Below are 18,725 nucleotides of genomic sequence, written 5' to 3'. Positions count from 1 at the left end.
TTTATTTACCCTCTACTTCCTTTGCAAATTTTTTCGATGTATGAAAATGAAGTTTTTCTGCTAATTTAGCTAGACTGACTTGTCTTAGAGATAGAATAACACGAGTAACATAAGTGACGATGACCAACATGGCAACTGTTGACAATCCAATGACCAGTATTAACTGTAAGCCTTCTGCCTGAAGGATATTGAGGTTGGCAGCGATAGAGATGCCTGATGGAACGAACATAAAACCAATCATACTGATAAGGAGAGACCCTAAGGAGTCTACCCATTCTACCTTGATGAGGTGGCTGCTGAGTAGAGCATACATCAAGATAAGCCCGATAACTGTAGCTGGAATGGGCAAGGCTTTGGGCAGCAGCTCAGAGATGATTTGAGAAACCAAAAGGATAGCTGTATAGATAGACATTTGGATAAATATAGGTGCTGATTTAGTTTGGTGGGACTCAGTTGTTTTTTTCATGATGCAGATAGCTCCTTTCTTTATTGAACGGCTTTATTATATAAAATTTTTTAGTAAACGTTTTCAACCCTAAGCCCGGTTGCAAAAAAAAGAAGCTGAAATACAATTTTCAACTTCTCAACGACAACACATCTTTGTATTGATAGGTAACTTTTATAGGGTAAGGTGGTTGTTTAATGCTTTTAAATAGGAGCGTCCAACAGGGAATTTGTCACCATTAGTCATGACTAGCAGAAGGGTGTGATTAAACCAAGGCTGGATTTCTTTAATCATTTCAAGATTGACAATGGTATTGCGATGAATTTGCAAAAGATTGGGAGAAACCGTCCGCTTTTTAAACCAGTTTAGAGGCTTTTTGACGGTGTAACTTTTATCTTTGGTGCTGACAGTTAGCTCACCATCTTCAACGCTGGCGGCAACGACATCGGCTAGTTTTAAAACGACACTGCGGTCGGCTAGTGTCAAGGTCAGTAATTCAACACTTTTTTGTGATTTGGCAGTATCTGTCTCAGGGGTGTTTAGTTTCTGAATTTTTTGTACCTTAGCTAGAGCCTTGTCAACACGTTCCTGCTCAAAGGGTTTTAGGATATAATCTACAGCATTGCTGTCAAAGGCCTGAACAGCATAGTCGTCGTAGGCGGTGGCAAAAACAACAAGAGGCGGCTGGGCCAGTTGTTCTAATTGATTGGCTAGAGTAAAGCCATTCTCCTCACTGAGGGAGATATCCAGAAAAATCAAATCAATTGCCTGACGAAAGAGAATTTTTTCTGCTGAGCTAATATCTTCTGCCTCAAAAATTTCTGGCTGAGCAATCTGCTGGCTGTTCTGGATTAAAAAGTTTAATTCCTGCCTGGCTAGTTGTTCGTCATCAAGAATCAGAATTTTCATGCTTATCATCTCCGGCATTGATATTATTAGGAATAGTGTACCAGACAGTGGTTCCCTCAGAGTCACTGTCAAAATGCAGGCGGCTGACACTGCCGTAAAGAAGGTTAAGGCGATTGTTAAGATTGACTAAGGCAGTCCCCGAACCTGTACTTTCTGAGACAATTTCTTGACCTAGCTTATCAATGATGGCAGAAGAAATCCCTGTCCCATTATCCCTGACAACTATTTTATAACTGCCTTGCTCATCTGTTATCGTAATAAGAATACGGTTATTGGTTTTGCGGTCTTTAAAAGCATGGCGAACAGCGTTTTCGACTAAAACCTGAAGTCCAAAGGGGGGAAGAGTCATGGATTCTGGGACTGTAATGTTATAGTCTAACTGGTACTTGTCAGGAAAACGGAGCTTTTCAATATTCATATAAGCATCGACATGGGATTTTTCCTGCTCTAGGGTTACTTCACGATCTTGACCGCCTTGTAGGCTGGTTCTAAAGAAGGTACTCAGCTGCATGAGGGCGTAGCGTGCCTTACTGGCATCGATACGGATTAAGGCGCTGATGGTATTGATAGCATTGAAGAAAAAGTGGGGATTAATTTGAGCTTGAAGGGCTTTAATTTCAGCGATGCTGGCGAGCTTATTCTGCTCCTCAGCAATGCCTATGGCCAGCTGTCCTGAGAAGATCTGTGCTAAGCCTAGAGCTAAATTCTCTTCTACCTCTGTCATCTGTTTATCACCAGCAAAGTACATTTTCAGGGCTCCAACAGTCCTAGTGTTGATTTTGAGTGGAACGACAATAGCTGAATTGAGAAGGCAGCTTTTGTCAGGGCAGGAAATGGCTGATTTATCAAGGGCAGTCTGAGATTCTCCGCTTAAGATAACACTTTTAGAAAGGTCGGTTTTAACGGGCTGTCCAGCAATATGGTGATCCTGCCCTATTCCTATGTGGGCTAGAACATTGGTGCGATCCGTCAGACCTACGGCATCAAAATTGGTATGGGCTTTGATAATGGTGCAGACCTTAGCTGCTGATTGCTGACTCAGCCCCTGTCGGAGATAGGGCAGGGTTTGCCGCGTTAAATCTAGGACATCCCGTGTCTGGACAGCCCGCAGCTGCTGTTCATTAGAAAGATAAGTCTTGAGGATAGCCAGAAATAGGGTCGATCCCAGGCAGTTGAGCAGCATCATCGGGATGACGATTAATTTGACCAGATCCCAACCTGTAAAAAATCCAACAAAGAGCATCTGGATAGACTCTGCCAACAAGCTGATAAAGATCACTTGGGCCGTAGATGGATAGAGCCTTTTACCTCTTAGATAATCGCCAATGCGACCGCTGAGATAGCCGACTAGAGAAGAACTGACAATATAAAAGGCACCGGAAAAATTTCCTTGGAGGAAGCGATGAATACCGCCGATAAAGCCTACCACCGTACCGACTAGAGGTCCCCCTACTAGACTGGCGGTAGTGATGACTAGTGTCCTAGTATTAGCCAATGAATCAGAGTGTGAAATTGAGGTGAGGATCGGTCTTTCAACCAAGCTTCGATCTCCTCTGATTTCGATTCCCGTCATATTGGAGATGATGACAAAAATACCAAAGATGATCATCAAGGCAATTGTTTCACGCTTGGATCGTTCACCAATTAGCTGCCGAAAGTAACTGTTATTGACAAGTAAGAAGGCCAGAATCATAATAATTCCCAGCCTTTGGAAAAGCAGAATCATTAACATAGCGAGAGCCTCCCATAGCTGCTTGCTGTATGACTATCCCTAGTATCTGCCTTAAAGAGCCTATTCGGCTAAATAAGGATAGATAGCTTGGTAGTCTGTGATAATTTTATCAGCTGCACTTAAATCTTGGAGTGGATAATCGGGATTGGCAAAACCAAAGCAGTACATTCCAGCTGCTTTGGCGGCCAGACTGCCATTTTTAGTATCTTCGATAACGGTGCAGTCGGCGGGATTGACATTTAAAAGTTGAGCTGCTTTTAAAAAGATGTCGGGAGCCGGTTTTGAATGCGGTACTGCTTCACCAGTCACCATGTAATCAAAACAGTCTGCCAGCTCTAACTCTGTCAGCGCATACTGAATATCACCTAAGGGGGAGGATGATGCAACAGCCAAACGGTAATCATGATCGTAAAGCCAGTGTACTAACCGCTGGGCACCCTTGATGGGACGGATGCCATCGCGCGCTATCATTTCAGAACGCCGTTTATTCATTTCTGCAATGTAATCTGATACAGATTTAGGCAGTTGAAATTCGTCTTTCATTTTTTGCCACATGAATTCAAAGGTGGTCCCCATATACTGATATTGGTAACTTTCATCTGTATCAATCCCATGATCCCTCAGGATCTGCGTTTTTGTCTGCAAAAAAGTATACTCTGAGTCAACAATAACACCGTCCATATCGAAGATAATAATTTTTTTCATGGCTTCCTCCTCAATCTTGTGCCTCTATTGTAAACGTTATCTTTTACATTTTCAACTAGGAGATAGCCAGCCTGTTTCTTTGAGTATAAATAAGGAAAAGGCAAAGAAGCTATTAAAATTCAGTGGCATTAAGCTTTGAGGTTAGTTTGCAGGGGAACGAGAATTTTAAATCTAATTTGAAAATCTCTCCATCTTTCGCTATAATAGGACGTTGTTAGCTCGGCCTCTGGCCGGCTTGTAATAAATATAAGAATAGAGTTTGAAGTAGCAAGGGCTGGGGCTTGCCCTACTATTTCAAATAATAAAGGAAGCAAGATGACACTTCAAGATGCAATTAAAAGACGGCGAACCTTTGCGATTATCTCTCACCCAGACGCAGGTAAGACAACCATTACTGAGCAGCTGCTCTATTTTGGGGGTGAAATCCGCAAAGCGGGTACCGTCAAGGGAAAAAAAACTGGAACCTTTGCCAAGTCTGACTGGATGGACATTGAGAAACAGCGCGGAATTTCAGTAACTTCGTCTGTGATGCAGTTTGATTATGCTGGTAAACGGGTTAATATCCTCGATACCCCAGGGCACGAGGACTTTTCAGAGGATACTTATCGGACCTTGATGGCGGTGGATGCAGCTGTCATGGTAGTTGATTCTGCTAAGGGGATTGAGGCGCAGACCAAGAAGCTTTTTGAGGTGGTCAAGCATCGCGGTATCCCCGTTTTTACTTTTATCAATAAGTTGGATCGTGATGGGCGCGAACCCTTAGATCTCTTGGAAGAACTAGAGGATGTCCTAGGTATTGCCAGCTATCCTATGAACTGGCCAATCGGTATGGGGCGAGCTTTCGAAGGACTCTACGATCTTCATAATCAGCGATTAGAGCTCTACAAGGGGGACGAGCGTTTTGCGAGTATTGAAAAAGGTGATAGTCTCTTTGCTTCGAATCCCTTCTATGAGCAGGTTAAGGAAGATATCGAGCTTCTGACTGAGGCCGGAAATGAATTTTCAGAAGAAGCTGTCTCAGCAGGTGAGCTGACTCCCGTTTTCTTTGGTTCGGCTTTGACAAACTTTGGGGTACAGACCTTTCTTGATACCTTTTTAGAATTTGCCCCAGAACCACACGGCCACCAAACGACGGATGATCGTGTGATTGATCCTTTGGATAAGGATTTTTCCGGTTTTGTTTTCAAAATTCAGGCTAATATGGATCCCCGCCATCGCGACCGTATTGCTTTTGTGCGTATCGTTTCTGGTGAGTTTGAGAGAGGTATGTCAGTAAACCTAACGCGGACGGGTAAGGGGGCTAAATTGTCCAATGTTACCCAATTTATGGCAGAATCACGGGAAAACGTGGAAAATGCTGTTGCTGGTGACATTATTGGCGTCTATGATACTGGGACTTACCAAGTTGGGGATACTCTTACTGTCGGTAAGAATAAGTTCGAATTTGAGCCGCTGCCAACCTTTACACCCGAACTCTTTATGAAGGTTTCAGCCAAGAATGTCATGAAGCAGAAGTCTTTCCATAAAGGAATTGAGCAGCTGGTGCAAGAAGGGGCTATCCAGCTCTATACCAACTACCAAACCGGCGAATATATGCTGGGAGCTGTCGGTCAGTTACAATTTGAAGTTTTTAAGCATCGTATGGAGGGGGAATACAATGCTGAAGTGGTTATGACACCGATGGGCAGCAAAACGGTGCGTTGGATTAAGCCCGAGGATCTAGACGAGCGTATGTCGTCCAGCCGTAATATTCTTGCCAGGGATCGTTTCAATCAACCCGTTTTCCTCTTTGAGAATGATTTTGCCCTACGCTGGTTTGCAGATAAGTATCCAGATGTGGAGTTAGAAGAGAAAATGTAATTATGTGTAGAAGCTACCGTCAAGGGTAGCTTTTTATATGGGGTTCTTAGGTTAGGCAGATATTTAAGATTATCAAAACATCTCATTAATTAGTGATAAATCAGAAAAATTATTGATAGATATAGGTTTTGTAAGCAATTTGTTGTAGAGATGACAGCTTTTTTATATGAAAATTATGTTACAATAGCGTAAATTATCATTAAAAGGAGAAATGTCTATGTCATTGGAAAAAAAAGAATACTTCAGTTTTCGCAAATTGAAATTTGGGCTGGCTTCTGTCGCCGTTGCAGCCTCTTTAACAGGAGCAGCCAGCGCTGCTCAAGCTGATGAAGCGGATTATCAGGAAGCTCAACCAGGTAGTCAAGGGCAGACAGCTGTCAATCAGCTGTCTGAGTCAGAGGAGCACACTCAAGTAAAAGAGCAGGTAACAGCTGCTCCCACTGCAGTAGCGCCTTCAGAAGGACAAGATCAAGAACTTGCTTCCAGTCAGGAAGATGGAGCTATTGGTAGCGAAGTTCAAGCAACTGAAACGTCAGAAAATACCAGCACAGCTGTCAGTCAATCGCTGGATTCTGAGTCGGTAGAGTTACAGACAGAAGCGGCGGTGTCTCGCATGCCAGCCCTTAGCCCAGAAGTCGCAAAATTAGCTTTTAGGCAGGCTGATGTTGCTAAGACGCGCTATCGTAACACTTTTGTTGATGATGGTCAGGGGAATTGGTACTATCTAGATAACGAGGGCAATAATGTCACAGGCAGCCAAACGATTCAGGGCAAGGAAATGTATTTTGCCCAAGATGGTAAGCAAATCAAGGGACAAGAAGTTACTATTGACAATAAGGTTTATTACTACGATGCCGATAGCGGTGAGAAGTGGTTCAATCGCTTCCGTATGGGTAGTGATGTCCAGACTTGGTTCTACTATGGAAATGATGGTGCCCGCGTGCCAGGAGCTCAATCTATCAATGGCCAGAATCTTTATTTTGATCCTGATACTGGTAAGCAAGCCAAGGGTATTTTTGCGGTTGATAAGGATGGTAAAAACCACTACTATGATAGAAACAGCGGTAATCGTGTAGAAAATCGTTTTCTCCAAGTCGCTGATAACTGGTATTATCTGGGATCGGATGGTGTTCCTCTGACCGGAGCGCAGACGATCAATGACCAAGAACTTTACTTTAACGCCGACGGCAGTCAAGTCAAGGGAGATTTTGCAGAGTTTGATGGTGCTAAGCACTACTATGAGGCAGGTTCAGGAGATTTAGTCAAAAACACCACCCGAGTGATTGATGGTGTTACTTATGACTTTAATCATCAAGGGGAAGCAGTGGCTCTCAATCAGATTGAGACAGTTAAATCCAGTATTGTTGTCAGCAGCTATGAATTCGGTCCCAGTGTGTCAAAGGTGATCCTGCAGTTTAATCAACCAGTGACTCCTGCGGTTATCCACAATGAGGCGACTGTTGCTACTGCAGGGCTTGAACGTAAAATTCTCAATTCTTATGTATCCGATGCAGAAGGCCATGTCGTCTATTTTGATAGTAGCAACTATGTGACCTTGGAGCTGGATGTTCCTTACGATACAGCAGATAGCAGTAAGAATGCCTCGCCATTCACTTTTGATCTTGCTGCCTTCCGTAATAACTGGGTTGGCAGTTACATAGTTAAGGTTGATAATTTACAAGTAGAGGCTGATGGTTCGGATAAGCATCAGACTGTAAATTCTGAACAAGATGCCATTAATAATCGTCTCTTACCCGATACTGATCGCTTTTCAGAACGCGGTAAACTCGGTCAATATCAGTATGCTGCCTACCAGCCTGAGCAGGCCAAAGCTGGTGAAAAGAATCCACTTATCGTCTGGTTGCATGGTGTTGGGGAGGTTGGTACAGATGTAAATATTCCTCTTTTAGCGAGCAATGCTGTTAAGCTAACTGAAGATTCTATCCAAGATCACTTTACATCAACAGGTAGGGGGAAGCAGAAAGGAGCTTACGTTCTTGTGCTGCAAACGCCAACGCCTTGGAATAAGGACGACACATCCAGTTTGATGGCAGCGATTCGTTCTTATGTAGCTGCGCATCCTGATGTTGACAGCCGGCGTATTTACCTATCCGGAGTCTCCAATGGTGGGGGGATGACCTTAGATATGGGGGTAGCCTATCCAAATTACTTTGCTGCCCTAGTACCAATCGCTGCTCCTTATGATGACTATCTTAGCAATAACAATGAAACGATTAGTGCTACGGCTATTAGCGCTTTGAGAAATCAACCCATGTGGCTGATTCATACGCGGGCAGATGATACTGTTGACCCTGATACTAATGTTTTGCCTTTCTATAAAGACTTGCTTAAAGCAGGTGCACAAAATAAATGGCTCTCTTACTTTGAGAGTAATGTCGGTCAATTTAATCCTAACATTACCTACAATGGTCACTGGTCCTGGATTTACTTCCTGAATGATCAGGTTACTGGTGTTCAAAATACGGATAATGCTAAAAACTGGGATGGTTTATCTGGAATGGTAGCGACTAATGCTACTCACGGTGGTGATGGTCAAGCTGTCGTAAATGATCGATCTTACGGCAATGTCTTTGATTGGCTCAATGCTCAGGTGAGACGCCGTCGGTAATCCTCTATAAAAAGAAAGATCTCAGATGTCCTATCTGGGATCTTTTTGTATGATGAATTGTCACATTAAGTGCACATTTTTTCCGTCGAACACTTCATAAGGAGTTTTCCAGCCTAGATATTTTCGTGGTCTGTTGTTTAACTTATCCTCCCATTTCTGAATGATTGGTGTGCTTCTGTTAAATCACTTCCTTTTGGGAAGTATTCCTGTAATAGTCTGTTTGTATTCTCATTTGTTCCACATTGCAAGGCGCATGAGTTAGGGAAATAAACCTCAACACTAAGCTTATAGGTGAGTTCATGATGTCTTGAGAATTCCTTTTTAAGCAGGCTTTAAGTGCATACAACTATTCTTTGAAATCTTTCAGGCCTTGTTTGTAAAAATAACCGCCTATGATACAGCTAATATCTGCGATAAAACCAAAGGAGATATTGACGGGGAGAGCAATGATAAAGAGGGTATGAGCTGCCGATGGAATGTTATTTTGTCCAGAATATTTTCTCTTAGCCAGAAGACCATAGATGAAGGTGATAATTTTTATTATGAGACTGATAAAAGCAAACACTAGATAGGTGAGTCCTGCTAGAGCTTCATCATCGGAAGTCGTTGACTGAATAGCCATATAGGAAAAAATGCTCCATTTTAACAGTCTTAAAACTAGAGCTAATCCCCCTCCATATAAGCCTAATTTAGCATTAATACTGGCTAAGTTATTCGATTCCATGTCTTTCTCCTTAGATACTTATCTTTGCTTGATTCAGTCTATCAGAGAGAAGCAGCTAATGCAAATTAAGTTGCGATGACAAAAGTTAAGCTGAAGTAGAATGGATAAACCAGCATCTGAGCATTGAACATTCATCACCTAAAAAGGCTCTGTAATTTCTGATGGGGATTTACCCACCGCAGGAATTACAGAGCCCAATAAATAGCAAGGGAAAACAAGGAAAATTGATAGCCTTACAATGATTGATTTTATTTTTCCTTTTCACAAGCGTTTTTTGGCTAAATAACAGCAGAGAGGATTATCTATTATAAGTCAGGTTTTGAAAAAAGTAGATTTTAAGAAAGCACTATTAGGAGCCATTGAACTCAATGTTTAAGAGTCTTAAGGCACGATCGAAGTAACTGTCGTCATTAGCGATGTCATCTCTATCCTCTCTATACAGTTTTAAGTCGTCGGTAATAATACCTTGGATAGGACTCTGAAGGAATTGCATCATCAGGCTGTCTTGGTTGATAGTCCAAATATAGAGCTGTTTTCTTTGTTGGGCAGCTGACAGGAGAGTGATATCGTTGTAAGAAAATTCCTCTAAGGCATAAAAGTCAACTTGATAATCGGGAATTGGTCCAAATTGCAGGGAAATAAGATAACCGGTATCAGCCTGAGGCAGTTTAGTTTCAAGGTTTTCAATCAGCTGACGGTCCAGTGACATAATCTTGTTGTTTTTTGTGATATGCAGCTGTTTGGCCTCCTTGATAAAAGCATCAAGGAAGACTTGAGGGTTATGGTTGTAAGGCTTGAGTTCAATAGCAATTTTTTGGTGATCTTGCTGGGCTGCTGTCATAAAATCTTTAAAGGAAGCGATATGACTGGTATAGCCGTTTTGGTGAGTTTTAAGACTAGTGACTTCGGCTAAGGTCATGTCAGAAATATTTTTATTAATCCCTGTCAGCCGTTTGATGTTTTCGTCATGACTGACGACAAATTGATGATCTTTGGTCATAACGACATCCATCTCCGAATAATCAGCTCCAGCCTTGTGAGCAGCCTGCATAGCAGGGATGGAGTTCTCAACGGCACGACTGACATCCCCACGATGGGCAACCATTTGGGGATGATTCGTATTCTGTAGGAGATATAAAGAGAGGCCGTTGGAGGCAATCCAAATGATTAGACTTAGTATAAAGATGGGCCGAGACCATTTAGGAATTGCTGTCCTGCTTTCTCTTTTAGTAGGTGAAGCTGTTGATAACAGCGCATTACTCAGGAAGAGCTGCTGTACTAGAGTGATGATAATGGCATATTTTAAGGCGGTATGAAGGACAAATGTCAGGCTCCTCATCAAGCTGTAGAAAAAAGTTTCAATGACAAGATTTTGTCCATCCGGATCCAGAAGTGTAAAGAAGGGGATGCTGATACCGTAGAGCAGGGCTAAGAATGCACTAGTTCCAAATGTATAGATACCAACTAGGCTTAAAAGCTTTATTTGCTGATTTTTAGTAAGCAACCAACTATTTCTTAGCGCTTGACTGGGCTTGTGACTACTTAAGGTATAAAGAGGCAGAAAGTAGATAAATCGCAGGTTTAAGTAGGTTACCAGTCCAAGCATCGCCCAGTAGAAAGCCTTACCTGTTTGTGTTTTAACCAGTTCTTCTGAAATAAAGTTAGGAATTTTAAAGTGTTCAAGGAGGGTTGAATTTAGTCCAAGATTAGCAATAGGGACCATGAGTAAAAGATAGCAGAGGAAAATCAACAACTGAGGCCCAAGGAGCTGACGGAGCTTATAGGGAAGTTCTTTCAGGCGCTGCTTTAGGGAAGGTCCCTGATAGGTATTGGCGACTGTCGCTGTTAAAATGGCAAATTCTAAATAGATCATGCTGGCCAAAAGTAGCAAGTAGATAAATAGAAAACTGAGGGCTAGTGGGTGTGCAAAAAGTTCCGGCAGATCATCAGGGCTGAGACCGGTTATCCCGGCAAAAAGCAGAATACGGTTAAAGACAAAGGCCAGAATCCCCTTAGCGACATATGCTAAGCCAATCTGGAGCACAATGCTGGTCAAGATGTAAGCCCAAATATAGGTATGCAAATTTTTCCCTACCTCTTTTAATAAAGATCGCAGCGACAAGATAAATCCTCCTTCTCTTAGAATACAAAACTGATTTGATAAATAATCTGGTTGACAGTTAGAGGTCGAAAAATAGGGTCAAAGCAGCAATAAATCAAGAAAAAAAACAACTGCTGACTATCCTTGGGTACAAACACAGATAAATTTATACGGTTCAACCGTGGCTGTGAGATCCTGGGCTTTATAAGTTCAAGATTGCCTGAAATAGCGGCAAGGACTCATACGCTCGCTCAGTTGGCCAAGGCAACCAGCAGACGAAATCTATCCAGTCGTATTGTGACCTTATTCAAAAGCGATCAAATCAGTTCAATTTTTAAAAAGCTATTGATTTATAGATAGTTTTAAGATTATTGTAACATAATCTTGGTTCAGGTTTGATTTATTTTATGACGTAAGTCTGGACAATTTATTAAGGCTAGGCGGACTATTCAAAATGACCTAGCTTTGAGCCAAACCATTTGTAATAATTACCCATCAAATACAGTCATAGATTTCTCTAATTCTTGTGACAGATGGCTTCGTTTATGCGCTTGGTAATCAGGATTATTTTTGACGAGATTGTAGCGTTTGGAGAGATTCCAAGTCCCCGTAGGGTTGAGTTCAGGATGGTTGGATACAAAGTCGATCGTCAAATCCCATTCGCGGATATAGCCCAGAGGTCTTGAATGATAGGTGACGCCATCAATAGTAGTATCACCGTAGGAGCGATGAGCATGACCAAAAACGACATCTGCAACCCCGTAAGCTGAGAAGAGCTGGTGAAATTTCTGACTACCTAGAAAAGCATTAAATGGCATAAAGCGCTCATGGGTCATAGTGAACCGGCTATGGGGGACAAAATGCATGGCAATAATCAGCCGGCTGGTATCTAATTTATTTAGCTGCTCTTCTAATTTTGTTAAAATGCGCTCCGTAATCTGAGCGTCACCTAAGGAGCGATTCAGTCTGCGGTCAAACCAAAATGTTTTCTTGCGTCGTATAATTTGGTCAATGGGCTCAGGTGAGAAGGAGTAGTCATACCAACCATGAAGGGCTAAAAGCTGCCGCTGTCCCAAGTTGTAAACTTGGAAATCCAAAGTCTCGATTTCAGTATCGGATAGGTCTAGCATATCGTGATTTCCTAAGTTATAGGTTACTTCAAAATCCTGAGCTAGACTGTTTAGGAAGGGAAGAGAGACCTCTGTGTGGTGGTTGGAAATATCACCGGCGATATGAAGGTGGTCGATTTTTTTATCTATCAAGGTTGCGCGAAGAGTTCTTATTTCAAACTCGCTGAATCGGTTAAGATCGATGTGGAGGTCGCTCATAATTGCTAGTTTTGTCATGGGTCTATTGTAACAGAAAAATGCTTTCCGGTGTTAGCTATTTAGTCTGGGAGCCAGATCGTCGAGTCTCATTTTTGTAGTAGCAAATAGCAGAAGTAACAATACAACACATGGCAAATTTAAGGGCTTTGTGGTAAAATACTAGGGATACTAAGTAGATAGGAGAAACCTAATGGAAGTGGCTGAAATCCGTCAAAAAATAGTAGAAAATCAAGAGAAGTTGACTAGCTTCAGGAGGTCTCTTTGACCTCGATCGTCTAGAAGAAGACATCGCTTTGTTGGAAAACAAGATGACAGAGCCAGATTTCTGGGATGATAATATCGCTGCTCAAAAAACTTCACAGGAGCTCAATGAACTTAAGCAAAAATACGATACTTTTAAGCAAATGGAAGAGCTAGCAGAGGAGTCCGATCTTTATTTAGAAATGCTGGAGGAAGACAGCAGTGTTCAGGAAGAATTGGAAGAAACGCTTGAAAAATTAGATCGGATGATGACCAGTTACGAGATGGCCTTGCTCTTGTCCGAACCTTACGATAATAATAATGCTATCTTAGAAATTCATCCGGGTTCAGGGGGGACCGAGGCTCAGGACTGGGGAGATATGCTGCTGCGCATGTATCAGCGTTATGGCAATGCCAAGGGATTTAAGGTTGAAACCTTAGATTATCAGGCTGGTGATGAAGCCGGTATTAAATCAGTAACCCTCTCTTTTGAAGGTCCTAATGCTTACGGCCTGCTTAAGTCGGAAATGGGGGTTCACCGCCTAGTTCGGATATCGCCTTTTGATTCAGCTAAACGTCGCCACACCTCCTTTACATCGGTTGAAGTCATGCCGGAATTGGATGACAGTATAGAGATAGAGGTGCGTGAAGATGACATTAAAATGGATACCTTCCGTTCAGGTGGTGCTGGTGGACAAAACGTTAACAAGGTTTCGACGGGTGTTCGTTTGACCCATCTCCCAACGGGCATTGTTGTGGCATCGACGGTAGACCGTACCCAGTATGGTAATCGTGATCGAGCAATGAAGATGCTCCAATCTAAGCTCTATCAATTGGAACAGGAGAAAAAAGCGCAAGAAGTTTCTGCTCTCAAGGGTGACAAGAAAGAAATTACTTGGGGCAGTCAAATTCGCTCCTATGTCTTTACCCCTTACACGATGGTCAAGGATCACCGTACCGGTTATGAAGTTGCTCAGGTTGATCGGGTTATGGATGGCGATCTTGATGGCTTCGTTGATGCCTATCTCAAATGGCGGATAGAAGAATAAGATAGATTCAGAAAGGAAAACTATGGCACTTATTGAATTAAAAAGAGTCTCTAAGAAATATGATCGCGGTGCTGCGGCCCTGCGGGATATTTCGCTGAATATCCGACAGGGAGAGTTTGTTTACCTAGTTGGTCCCTCAGGAGCAGGAAAATCTAGCTTGATTCGCCTGCTCTACCGTGAAGAGCCTGTTAGCCGAGGTTCGATCAAGGTTGGACAGTTCCACCTCAATAAAATCAAAAAGAGACAGATTCCTATCCTGCGTCGTTCCATCGGTGTGGTCTTTCAGGATTACAAATTACTTAACCACAAGACGGTTTATGAAAATGTGGCGTTTGCGATGGAAGTTATTGGTGAAAAGCCCCGCATTATTCAAAAACGGGTTAAGGAGGTTCTCAGACTAGTAGGGCTGAAACACAAAGAACGTTCTTTCCCTAAGCAGCTATCTGGTGGTGAGCAGCAGCGCGTCGCAATTGCGCGTGCACTGGTCAACAATCCGCGAGTTTTAATTGCGGACGAGCCAACTGGTAACTTAGATCCAGAAATTTCTGAGGAGATTATGACCCTTTTAGAACGTATCAATGAACAAGGAACAACGATCTTGATGGCAACTCATAATAGTACGGTTGTCAATACTCATAAGCATCGTGTTTTAGCCTTGGAAGAAGGTAAGATTGTCCGTGACGAAGAGAAAGGGGAGTACGGTTACAATGATTAGTAGTTTTTTCCGCCACTTAAAAGAATCCTTTGTTAGCCTGAGGCGGCAGGGATGGATGACCTTTGCGGCTGTGTCATCTGTAACCATCACTCTGGCTTTGGTTGGACTTTTTGCCGCTGTCTTGCTCAATATTAACAAATTGGGGAACGATGTCGAAAATAATCTGACAATCAATGTTTACATGGAAACCAATGTTTTTGATGGGCATCAGACAAACTCTGATGGCAGCAATAATGATAGTTATCATACTATTTATAATCAGATTCAGGCTATTGATGGTGTCAAATCTATTAAGTTCTCCGATCGGAATGAGCAGCTGAAAAATCTGCAGGATGAATATGGGGAAGCTTGGTCTTACGATGAAACCAACAACCCTCTCTACGATGCGTATTTAGTTAAAGTTGATTCAGCGGATGACATGAAAAAGATCTCCGAGGAGATTAAAAAAATTGAAGGCGTTAATGATGCTAATTACGGCGGTGTTGATACCGAACAATTAACTGCGGTAGTCGGTCGTATTCGAACTTGGGGAACGGCTGGTACAGTACTTTTGGTGTTAGTAGCGATCTTCCTAATTTCTAATACTATTCGCATTACTATTATGTCTCGTAAAGATGATATTGTCATTATGCGCTTGGTCGGTGCTAAGAATTCTTATATTCGAACACCCTTCTTCTTTGAGGGAGCTTGGATCGGTATTTTAGGTGCGATTGTACCGGCCGTGGTTGTTTATTTCCTTTATAAGGCAAGCTTAAATGGTATTGGCCCATCTTTGGCAGCTGAAAACCTTGGCCTTTACCCAGCTGACCCCTTCCTTTACTATCTGGTGGGGAGCCTGTTTTTAATCGGTATTGTTATTGGTTCTATCGGATCCATGATTTCTATCAGTCGTTACCTTAGAGCCTAAGGCAGCAAAGTTAATATTTGAGTAGCCATTAGGTTGGTACCGGTTCGATTTAGAGAGTATAATCATAAAGACGCTATGATTTCAGTGTTTCATTATCACAGTTAGTAGTTGAACAGAGAGTGGGGCTCAATCAGTAATCGTGGCAAAATCACGATTTTGATTGTCCTCGCTCTCTTATTTTAAGGCTCAGGCCTCTGCCACTTTCCTGTTTTTAGATGGCAGGATTTGGCAGTCTATCCCCAAACTGTTGGAGCTATCACTTGGGTGGTAGTTAAACAGTCCACTGGACTGTTTAAGGGGGTGCCTAAGATAGGGAAGCGTCCCAAGATAAGGACCACCAATCAGCAGTGGTTCATTGGAGCTAAGGCACCTAATGAACTGTGCAGGGGTAAGACTTCTTGGCATAGCCAACAAGTCTTACCTCCAATCACTGCGCCAATCTGATAAATCTAGAGTATCTACTAAGGGTTTGGACTTTTGTCCCAGACTCTTTTTCTTACGGTTTCCAGTCAGTCTTTCTCAGAGAGAAAAACAAGAGAACCACCAGCTTAGTTGGTGGCTGATTATACAGTTGACATATATAGTTTAACTGTATATAATATCACTATAAAGTTTAACTGTATAGTTGAACGATATAATATTAGAAAGGACAAAACATGAGGCGCAATAAGGATCTTCCCTTGACGGAAACGACTTATTATATTTTATTGGCTCTATTTGAACCGGCTCATGGCTATGCCATCATGCAGAAGGTTGATGAGATGAGTGATGGCGATGTTTGGATAGCTGCTGGGACAATGTATGGTGCTATTGAAAATCTTCTCAAACTACAATGGATTCAATCAGTTCCAAGTAATGATAAACGTCGGAAAGTCTATCAAATAACTTCAGCTGGTAGAGAAATACTGGAATTAGAGATCCAGCGATTGAAAAAAATGGTGACCATAGCAAATAACTTGGATAAAAAATAATATACAGGAAGGATTTAGAAAGGGGCAAATTATGAAGAAATATCGTGTATTCTTTTATAATTTAAAACAAGAGGAAGAATGGATAAATGCTATTCAAAAAGGTGGCTATCGTCTCACTGCGGTAAATCCATTACTTTTTAGATACACCTTTGAAAAGTTACATGAAGAAGACTTCGTTAAACCAGTCAGGTTAGACTTTAGGAGTAAAATGACGAGGGAGGATTTTCAGGAATACTTGACCCTGTTTAATGACAGTGGATGGAAATTCATTTACGGTGATAAGTGGGCAGGAAAAAAATATTTTTTAAAGATACAAACAAATGCCCAGTATAGTAGTGATAATATTTTTTCAGATAAAGAGTCTAAAAGAGCTCTACAAAAGAGGATAATATCTAACCTAGGTGGCTTAGCGCTATTTTTCTTCTCATTAGCACTTATGGAATTTATCAGCAAGGCCAACAATGATTTTTTGTTTTCCTTTATGAACGTGAAAGAACAGTATTTAACCCCTGGTCTGTGGCAGCTAAGGGGAACCTCCTTCTGGTTTTCTTTCTTATTTGAAACACCATTTGTTATCCTTTTTAGGACCCCAACGCTTGCTATTATTTATCTTTTAATTTCATTAGGCTATGTAAAAGTCTGTCTCAGTAGCTACAAGCAGTATCGCGGTTAAGGAAAATTGATTTCTGCCAAATCGTGATTCTTTAATCTCTAACCTTATAGATTGCATGATTGTATATTGGTATCTTATGTCTGTTTATGCCGCTTTTGTTTTCTTATTTAGAAATACTGAGATTCATGTGATGAGGCCTATCGTGACTAAGTTTGACAGGAAATTTGTAATTCAGGGTAGTACCTTGCTTTGTTGGCTTTCAATTGTCATATTTCGGTTTAAAAACCCAGTTAACTCTACTTTTCTCCCTATTCGTTTGAGACGGTTTGATTCCCATTTTAGAAAGAAGGATTAGATTTTCAAAGTTTTCGGGCTCTAGAAGTTACTGTTACTTGTATTTTATGACCTACTCTTTTTGAAAATCTATTTCAGGAATTTTCAAAAAACTCTTTTCTTATGTGGTAAATAGGAGTATAATATGGTCATATTACTTTTAGCGGGCATAATGTGCTGACTCCAAATCTATTGAAAATACTTATATTTTTTGCAGGTTTGATAGAGTTAGATTAAGTCTCGTAGTTTAAGGAGGGAAAGCCTATGAAGAAGAGCTTCATTCATCAACAGCAGGAGATTTCTTTTGTGAAGAATACCTTCACTCAATATTTGATTGATAAGCTTGATATCGTCGAAGTACAAGGGCCTATTTTGAGCCGAGTCGGAGATGGTATGCAAGATAATTTGAGTGGGGTGGAAAATCCTGTGCGTGTGAATGTCCTCAAAATTCCTGACGAGACTTATGAAGTTGTTCATTCTCTAGCCAAATGGAAACGTCATACTTTGGCGCGCTTTGGTTTCAATGAAGGTGAGGGGCTCTTTGTTCATATGAAGGCTCTGCGTCCCGATGAAGATTCTTTGGATCAAATCCATTCCGTCTATGTTGATCAATGGGATTGGGAGAAGGTTATTCCTGATGGTCGTCGCAATATTGTTTATCTCAAAGAAACCGTTGAGCAAGTCTACAAGGCTATTCGCCTGACTGAGTTGGCCGTTGAAGCACGTTTTGATATTGACGCTGTATTGCCTAAGAAGATTACCTTTGTTCACACTGAGGAATTGGTTGAAAAATACCCTGATTTGACGCCCAAAGAACGTGAGGATGCCATTACCAAGGAGTACGGTGCCGTCTTCTTAATTGGTATCGGCGGGGAGCTAGCAGATGGTAAGCCGCATGACGGCCGCGCACCAGACTATGATGACTGGACATCTGAGTCAGAAGAGGGTTACCACGGCTTAAATGGTGATATTTTAGTTTGGAATGAGGCGCTTGGGCACGCCTTTGAACTTTCGTCTATGGGAATCCGGGTGGATGAGGAAGCGCTTAAACGCCAGGTTGAGATTACCGGCGATCAAGAGCGACTGCAGTTGGAGTGGCATAAATCTCTGCTTAATGGTCTCTTTCCATTAACTATTGGCGGCGGTATTGGACAATCGCGTATGGCTATGTATCTTTTGCGCAAAAAGCATATCGGTGAAGTCCAATCCAGTGTTTGGCCAGATCAGGTACGTGAAGAATTTGATAATATTTTGTAGACCATAAAAGCAAGCGGGCTGGGCAGGCCTGTTTGTTTTTTTTTATAAATGTTATAATAAGAAACAGATCCATTTTCCATGCTCATACCCTTTAAAACTCAAAATAATGGGTTTTTGTACTTTTGAATATATGGTTTCTCGGTAAAGCTCAACTTAGGGATTAAAAAGCAATATTAGTAAAACAGAAAAAGACTGAAGCTTGGGGCT

General features: G+C 41.8%; 14 protein-coding genes and 3 pseudogenes. 9 read left to right on the top strand and 8 right to left on the bottom strand.

From position 1 onward, the window contains the following. Position 1: 1 nt before the first annotated feature. The 4 genes from AC4HAL_RS00700 to AC4HAL_RS00685 form a co-directional block, all read right to left on the bottom strand. Entirely contained in the window at positions 2-466 is a 465-nt protein-coding gene (locus tag AC4HAL_RS00700) for a CidA/LrgA family protein (RefSeq protein ID WP_491092483.1), read from the bottom strand. 153 nt (positions 467-619) lie between these two features. Then, positions 620-1,354, bottom strand: coding sequence for a LytR/AlgR family response regulator transcription factor (locus tag AC4HAL_RS00695; protein WP_491092482.1), 735 nt, complete (start codon positions 1,352-1,354; stop codon positions 620-622). Continuing rightward, positions 1,335-3,086: a LytS/YhcK type 5TM receptor domain-containing protein gene (locus tag AC4HAL_RS00690; protein WP_491092481.1), complete on the bottom strand. Its 1,752-nt coding sequence runs from the start codon at positions 3,084-3,086 to the stop codon at positions 1,335-1,337. Before AC4HAL_RS00690 ends, AC4HAL_RS00695 begins: the two co-directional genes overlap by 20 nt. A 60-nt stretch (positions 3,087-3,146) precedes the next feature. Further along, positions 3,147-3,791 carry an HAD family hydrolase gene (locus AC4HAL_RS00685; RefSeq protein ID WP_491092480.1) on the bottom strand — a complete coding sequence of 215 codons (645 nt, stop codon included), beginning with the start codon at positions 3,789-3,791 and terminating at the stop codon, positions 3,147-3,149. A 315-nt stretch (positions 3,792-4,106) separates the two neighbouring features. Between AC4HAL_RS00685 and AC4HAL_RS00680 the strand changes: the two genes are divergently transcribed. The 3 genes and pseudogenes from AC4HAL_RS00680 to AC4HAL_RS00670 form a co-directional block, all read left to right on the top strand. Continuing rightward, a complete protein-coding gene (locus tag AC4HAL_RS00680; protein ID WP_491092479.1) occupies positions 4,107-5,651 on the top strand; it encodes a peptide chain release factor 3 in 1,545 nt (514 codons plus the stop codon). Between the two features lie 217 nt (positions 5,652-5,868). Next, positions 5,869-5,989: pseudogene (locus AC4HAL_RS00675) on the top strand (YSIRK-type signal peptide-containing protein); the annotation flags it as partial. A gap of 344 nt (positions 5,990-6,333) precedes the next feature. Then, positions 6,334-8,280, top strand: a pseudogene (locus AC4HAL_RS00670) (PHB depolymerase family esterase); the annotation flags it as partial. 60 nt (positions 8,281-8,340) lie between these two features. Here the strand turns inward: AC4HAL_RS00670 and AC4HAL_RS00665 are convergent. From AC4HAL_RS00665 to AC4HAL_RS00650, 4 genes and pseudogenes are all read right to left on the bottom strand, one after another. Beyond that, a pseudogene (locus tag AC4HAL_RS00665) lies at positions 8,341-8,600 on the bottom strand (transposase); the annotation flags it as partial. 26 nt (positions 8,601-8,626) lie between these two features. After that, positions 8,627-9,004: a hypothetical protein gene (locus AC4HAL_RS00660; RefSeq protein WP_491092478.1), complete on the bottom strand. Its 378-nt coding sequence runs from the start codon at positions 9,002-9,004 to the stop codon at positions 8,627-8,629. A gap of 349 nt (positions 9,005-9,353) precedes the next feature. Further along, positions 9,354-11,129, bottom strand: a complete 1,776-nt coding sequence (locus AC4HAL_RS00655; RefSeq protein WP_491092529.1) for a glycerophosphoryl diester phosphodiesterase membrane domain-containing protein — start codon at positions 11,127-11,129, stop codon at positions 9,354-9,356. Positions 11,130-11,593: 464 nt separating this feature from the next. Further along, a complete protein-coding gene (locus AC4HAL_RS00650; RefSeq protein WP_491092477.1) occupies positions 11,594-12,451 on the bottom strand; it encodes a metallophosphoesterase in 858 nt (285 codons plus the stop codon). A 172-nt stretch (positions 12,452-12,623) separates the two neighbouring features. On the opposite strand from AC4HAL_RS00650, the gene prfB reads away from it, so the two are divergent. The 6 genes from prfB to asnA all read left to right on the top strand — a co-directional run bounded on the left by prfB (position 12,624) and on the right by asnA (position 18,518). Next, positions 12,624-13,722, top strand: a protein-coding gene (gene prfB, locus AC4HAL_RS00645) for a peptide chain release factor 2 (RefSeq protein ID WP_491092476.1) whose coding sequence is annotated in 2 segments (ribosomal slippage) — positions 12,624-12,695 and positions 12,697-13,722 — 1,098 coding nt in all. Because the reading frame shifts where the segments join, the coding sequence is not laid out codon by codon here. Positions 13,723-13,744: 22 nt separating this feature from the next. Continuing rightward, the gene (ftsE, locus tag AC4HAL_RS00640) at positions 13,745-14,437 is read left to right on the top strand and encodes a cell division ATP-binding protein FtsE (RefSeq protein ID WP_447452425.1); all 693 of its coding nucleotides are present in this window, start codon (positions 13,745-13,747) and stop codon (positions 14,435-14,437) included. Then, complete coding sequence (ftsX, locus tag AC4HAL_RS00635; RefSeq protein WP_447452424.1) at positions 14,430-15,344, top strand: permease-like cell division protein FtsX; 915 nt, start codon at positions 14,430-14,432, stop codon at positions 15,342-15,344. Before ftsE ends, ftsX begins: the two co-directional genes overlap by 8 nt. A gap of 656 nt (positions 15,345-16,000) precedes the next feature. Beyond that, a complete protein-coding gene (locus AC4HAL_RS00630; RefSeq protein ID WP_447452423.1) occupies positions 16,001-16,315 on the top strand; it encodes a PadR family transcriptional regulator in 315 nt (104 codons plus the stop codon). Between the two features lie 31 nt (positions 16,316-16,346). Then, on the top strand, positions 16,347-16,988 hold the full coding sequence (locus tag AC4HAL_RS00625; RefSeq protein WP_491092475.1) for a DUF2812 domain-containing protein: 642 nt from the start codon (positions 16,347-16,349) through the stop codon (positions 16,986-16,988). A 537-nt stretch (positions 16,989-17,525) separates the two neighbouring features. Further along, positions 17,526-18,518 carry an aspartate--ammonia ligase gene (gene asnA, locus AC4HAL_RS00620; protein WP_491092474.1) on the top strand — a complete coding sequence of 331 codons (993 nt, stop codon included), beginning with the start codon at positions 17,526-17,528 and terminating at the stop codon, positions 18,516-18,518. The last annotated feature ends 207 nt before the right edge of the window (positions 18,519-18,725 follow it).

The sequence above is a fragment of the Streptococcus sp. ELY_125 genome (assembly GCF_058314535.1).
This window is presented reverse-complemented; position numbering and strand designations above follow the sequence as displayed.

Bases quoted from the DNA above. Each gene is read 5' to 3' on its own strand.
- AC4HAL_RS00700 (WP_491092483.1), bottom strand. From the start codon at position 466: ATGAAAAAAACAACTGAGTCCCACCAAACTAAATCAGCACCTATATTT.
- AC4HAL_RS00695 (WP_491092482.1), bottom strand. From the start codon at position 1,354: ATGAAAATTCTGATTCTTGATGACGAACAACTAGCCAGGCAGGAATTA.
- AC4HAL_RS00690 (WP_491092481.1), bottom strand. From the start codon at position 3,086: ATGTTAATGATTCTGCTTTTCCAAAGGCTGGGAATTATTATGATTCTG.
- AC4HAL_RS00685 (WP_491092480.1), bottom strand. From the start codon at position 3,791: ATGAAAAAAATTATTATCTTCGATATGGACGGTGTTATTGTTGACTCA.
- AC4HAL_RS00680 (WP_491092479.1), top strand. From the start codon at position 4,107: ATGACACTTCAAGATGCAATTAAAAGACGGCGAACCTTTGCGATTATC.
- AC4HAL_RS00660 (WP_491092478.1), bottom strand. From the start codon at position 9,004: ATGGAATCGAATAACTTAGCCAGTATTAATGCTAAATTAGGCTTATAT.
- AC4HAL_RS00650 (WP_491092477.1), bottom strand. From the start codon at position 12,451: ATGACAAAACTAGCAATTATGAGCGACCTCCACATCGATCTTAACCGA.
- ftsE (WP_447452425.1), top strand. From the start codon at position 13,745: ATGGCACTTATTGAATTAAAAAGAGTCTCTAAGAAATATGATCGCGGT.
- ftsX (WP_447452424.1), top strand. From the start codon at position 14,430: ATGATTAGTAGTTTTTTCCGCCACTTAAAAGAATCCTTTGTTAGCCTG.
- AC4HAL_RS00630 (WP_447452423.1), top strand. From the start codon at position 16,001: ATGAGGCGCAATAAGGATCTTCCCTTGACGGAAACGACTTATTATATT.
- AC4HAL_RS00625 (WP_491092475.1), top strand. From the start codon at position 16,347: ATGAAGAAATATCGTGTATTCTTTTATAATTTAAAACAAGAGGAAGAA.
- asnA (WP_491092474.1), top strand. From the start codon at position 17,526: ATGAAGAAGAGCTTCATTCATCAACAGCAGGAGATTTCTTTTGTGAAG.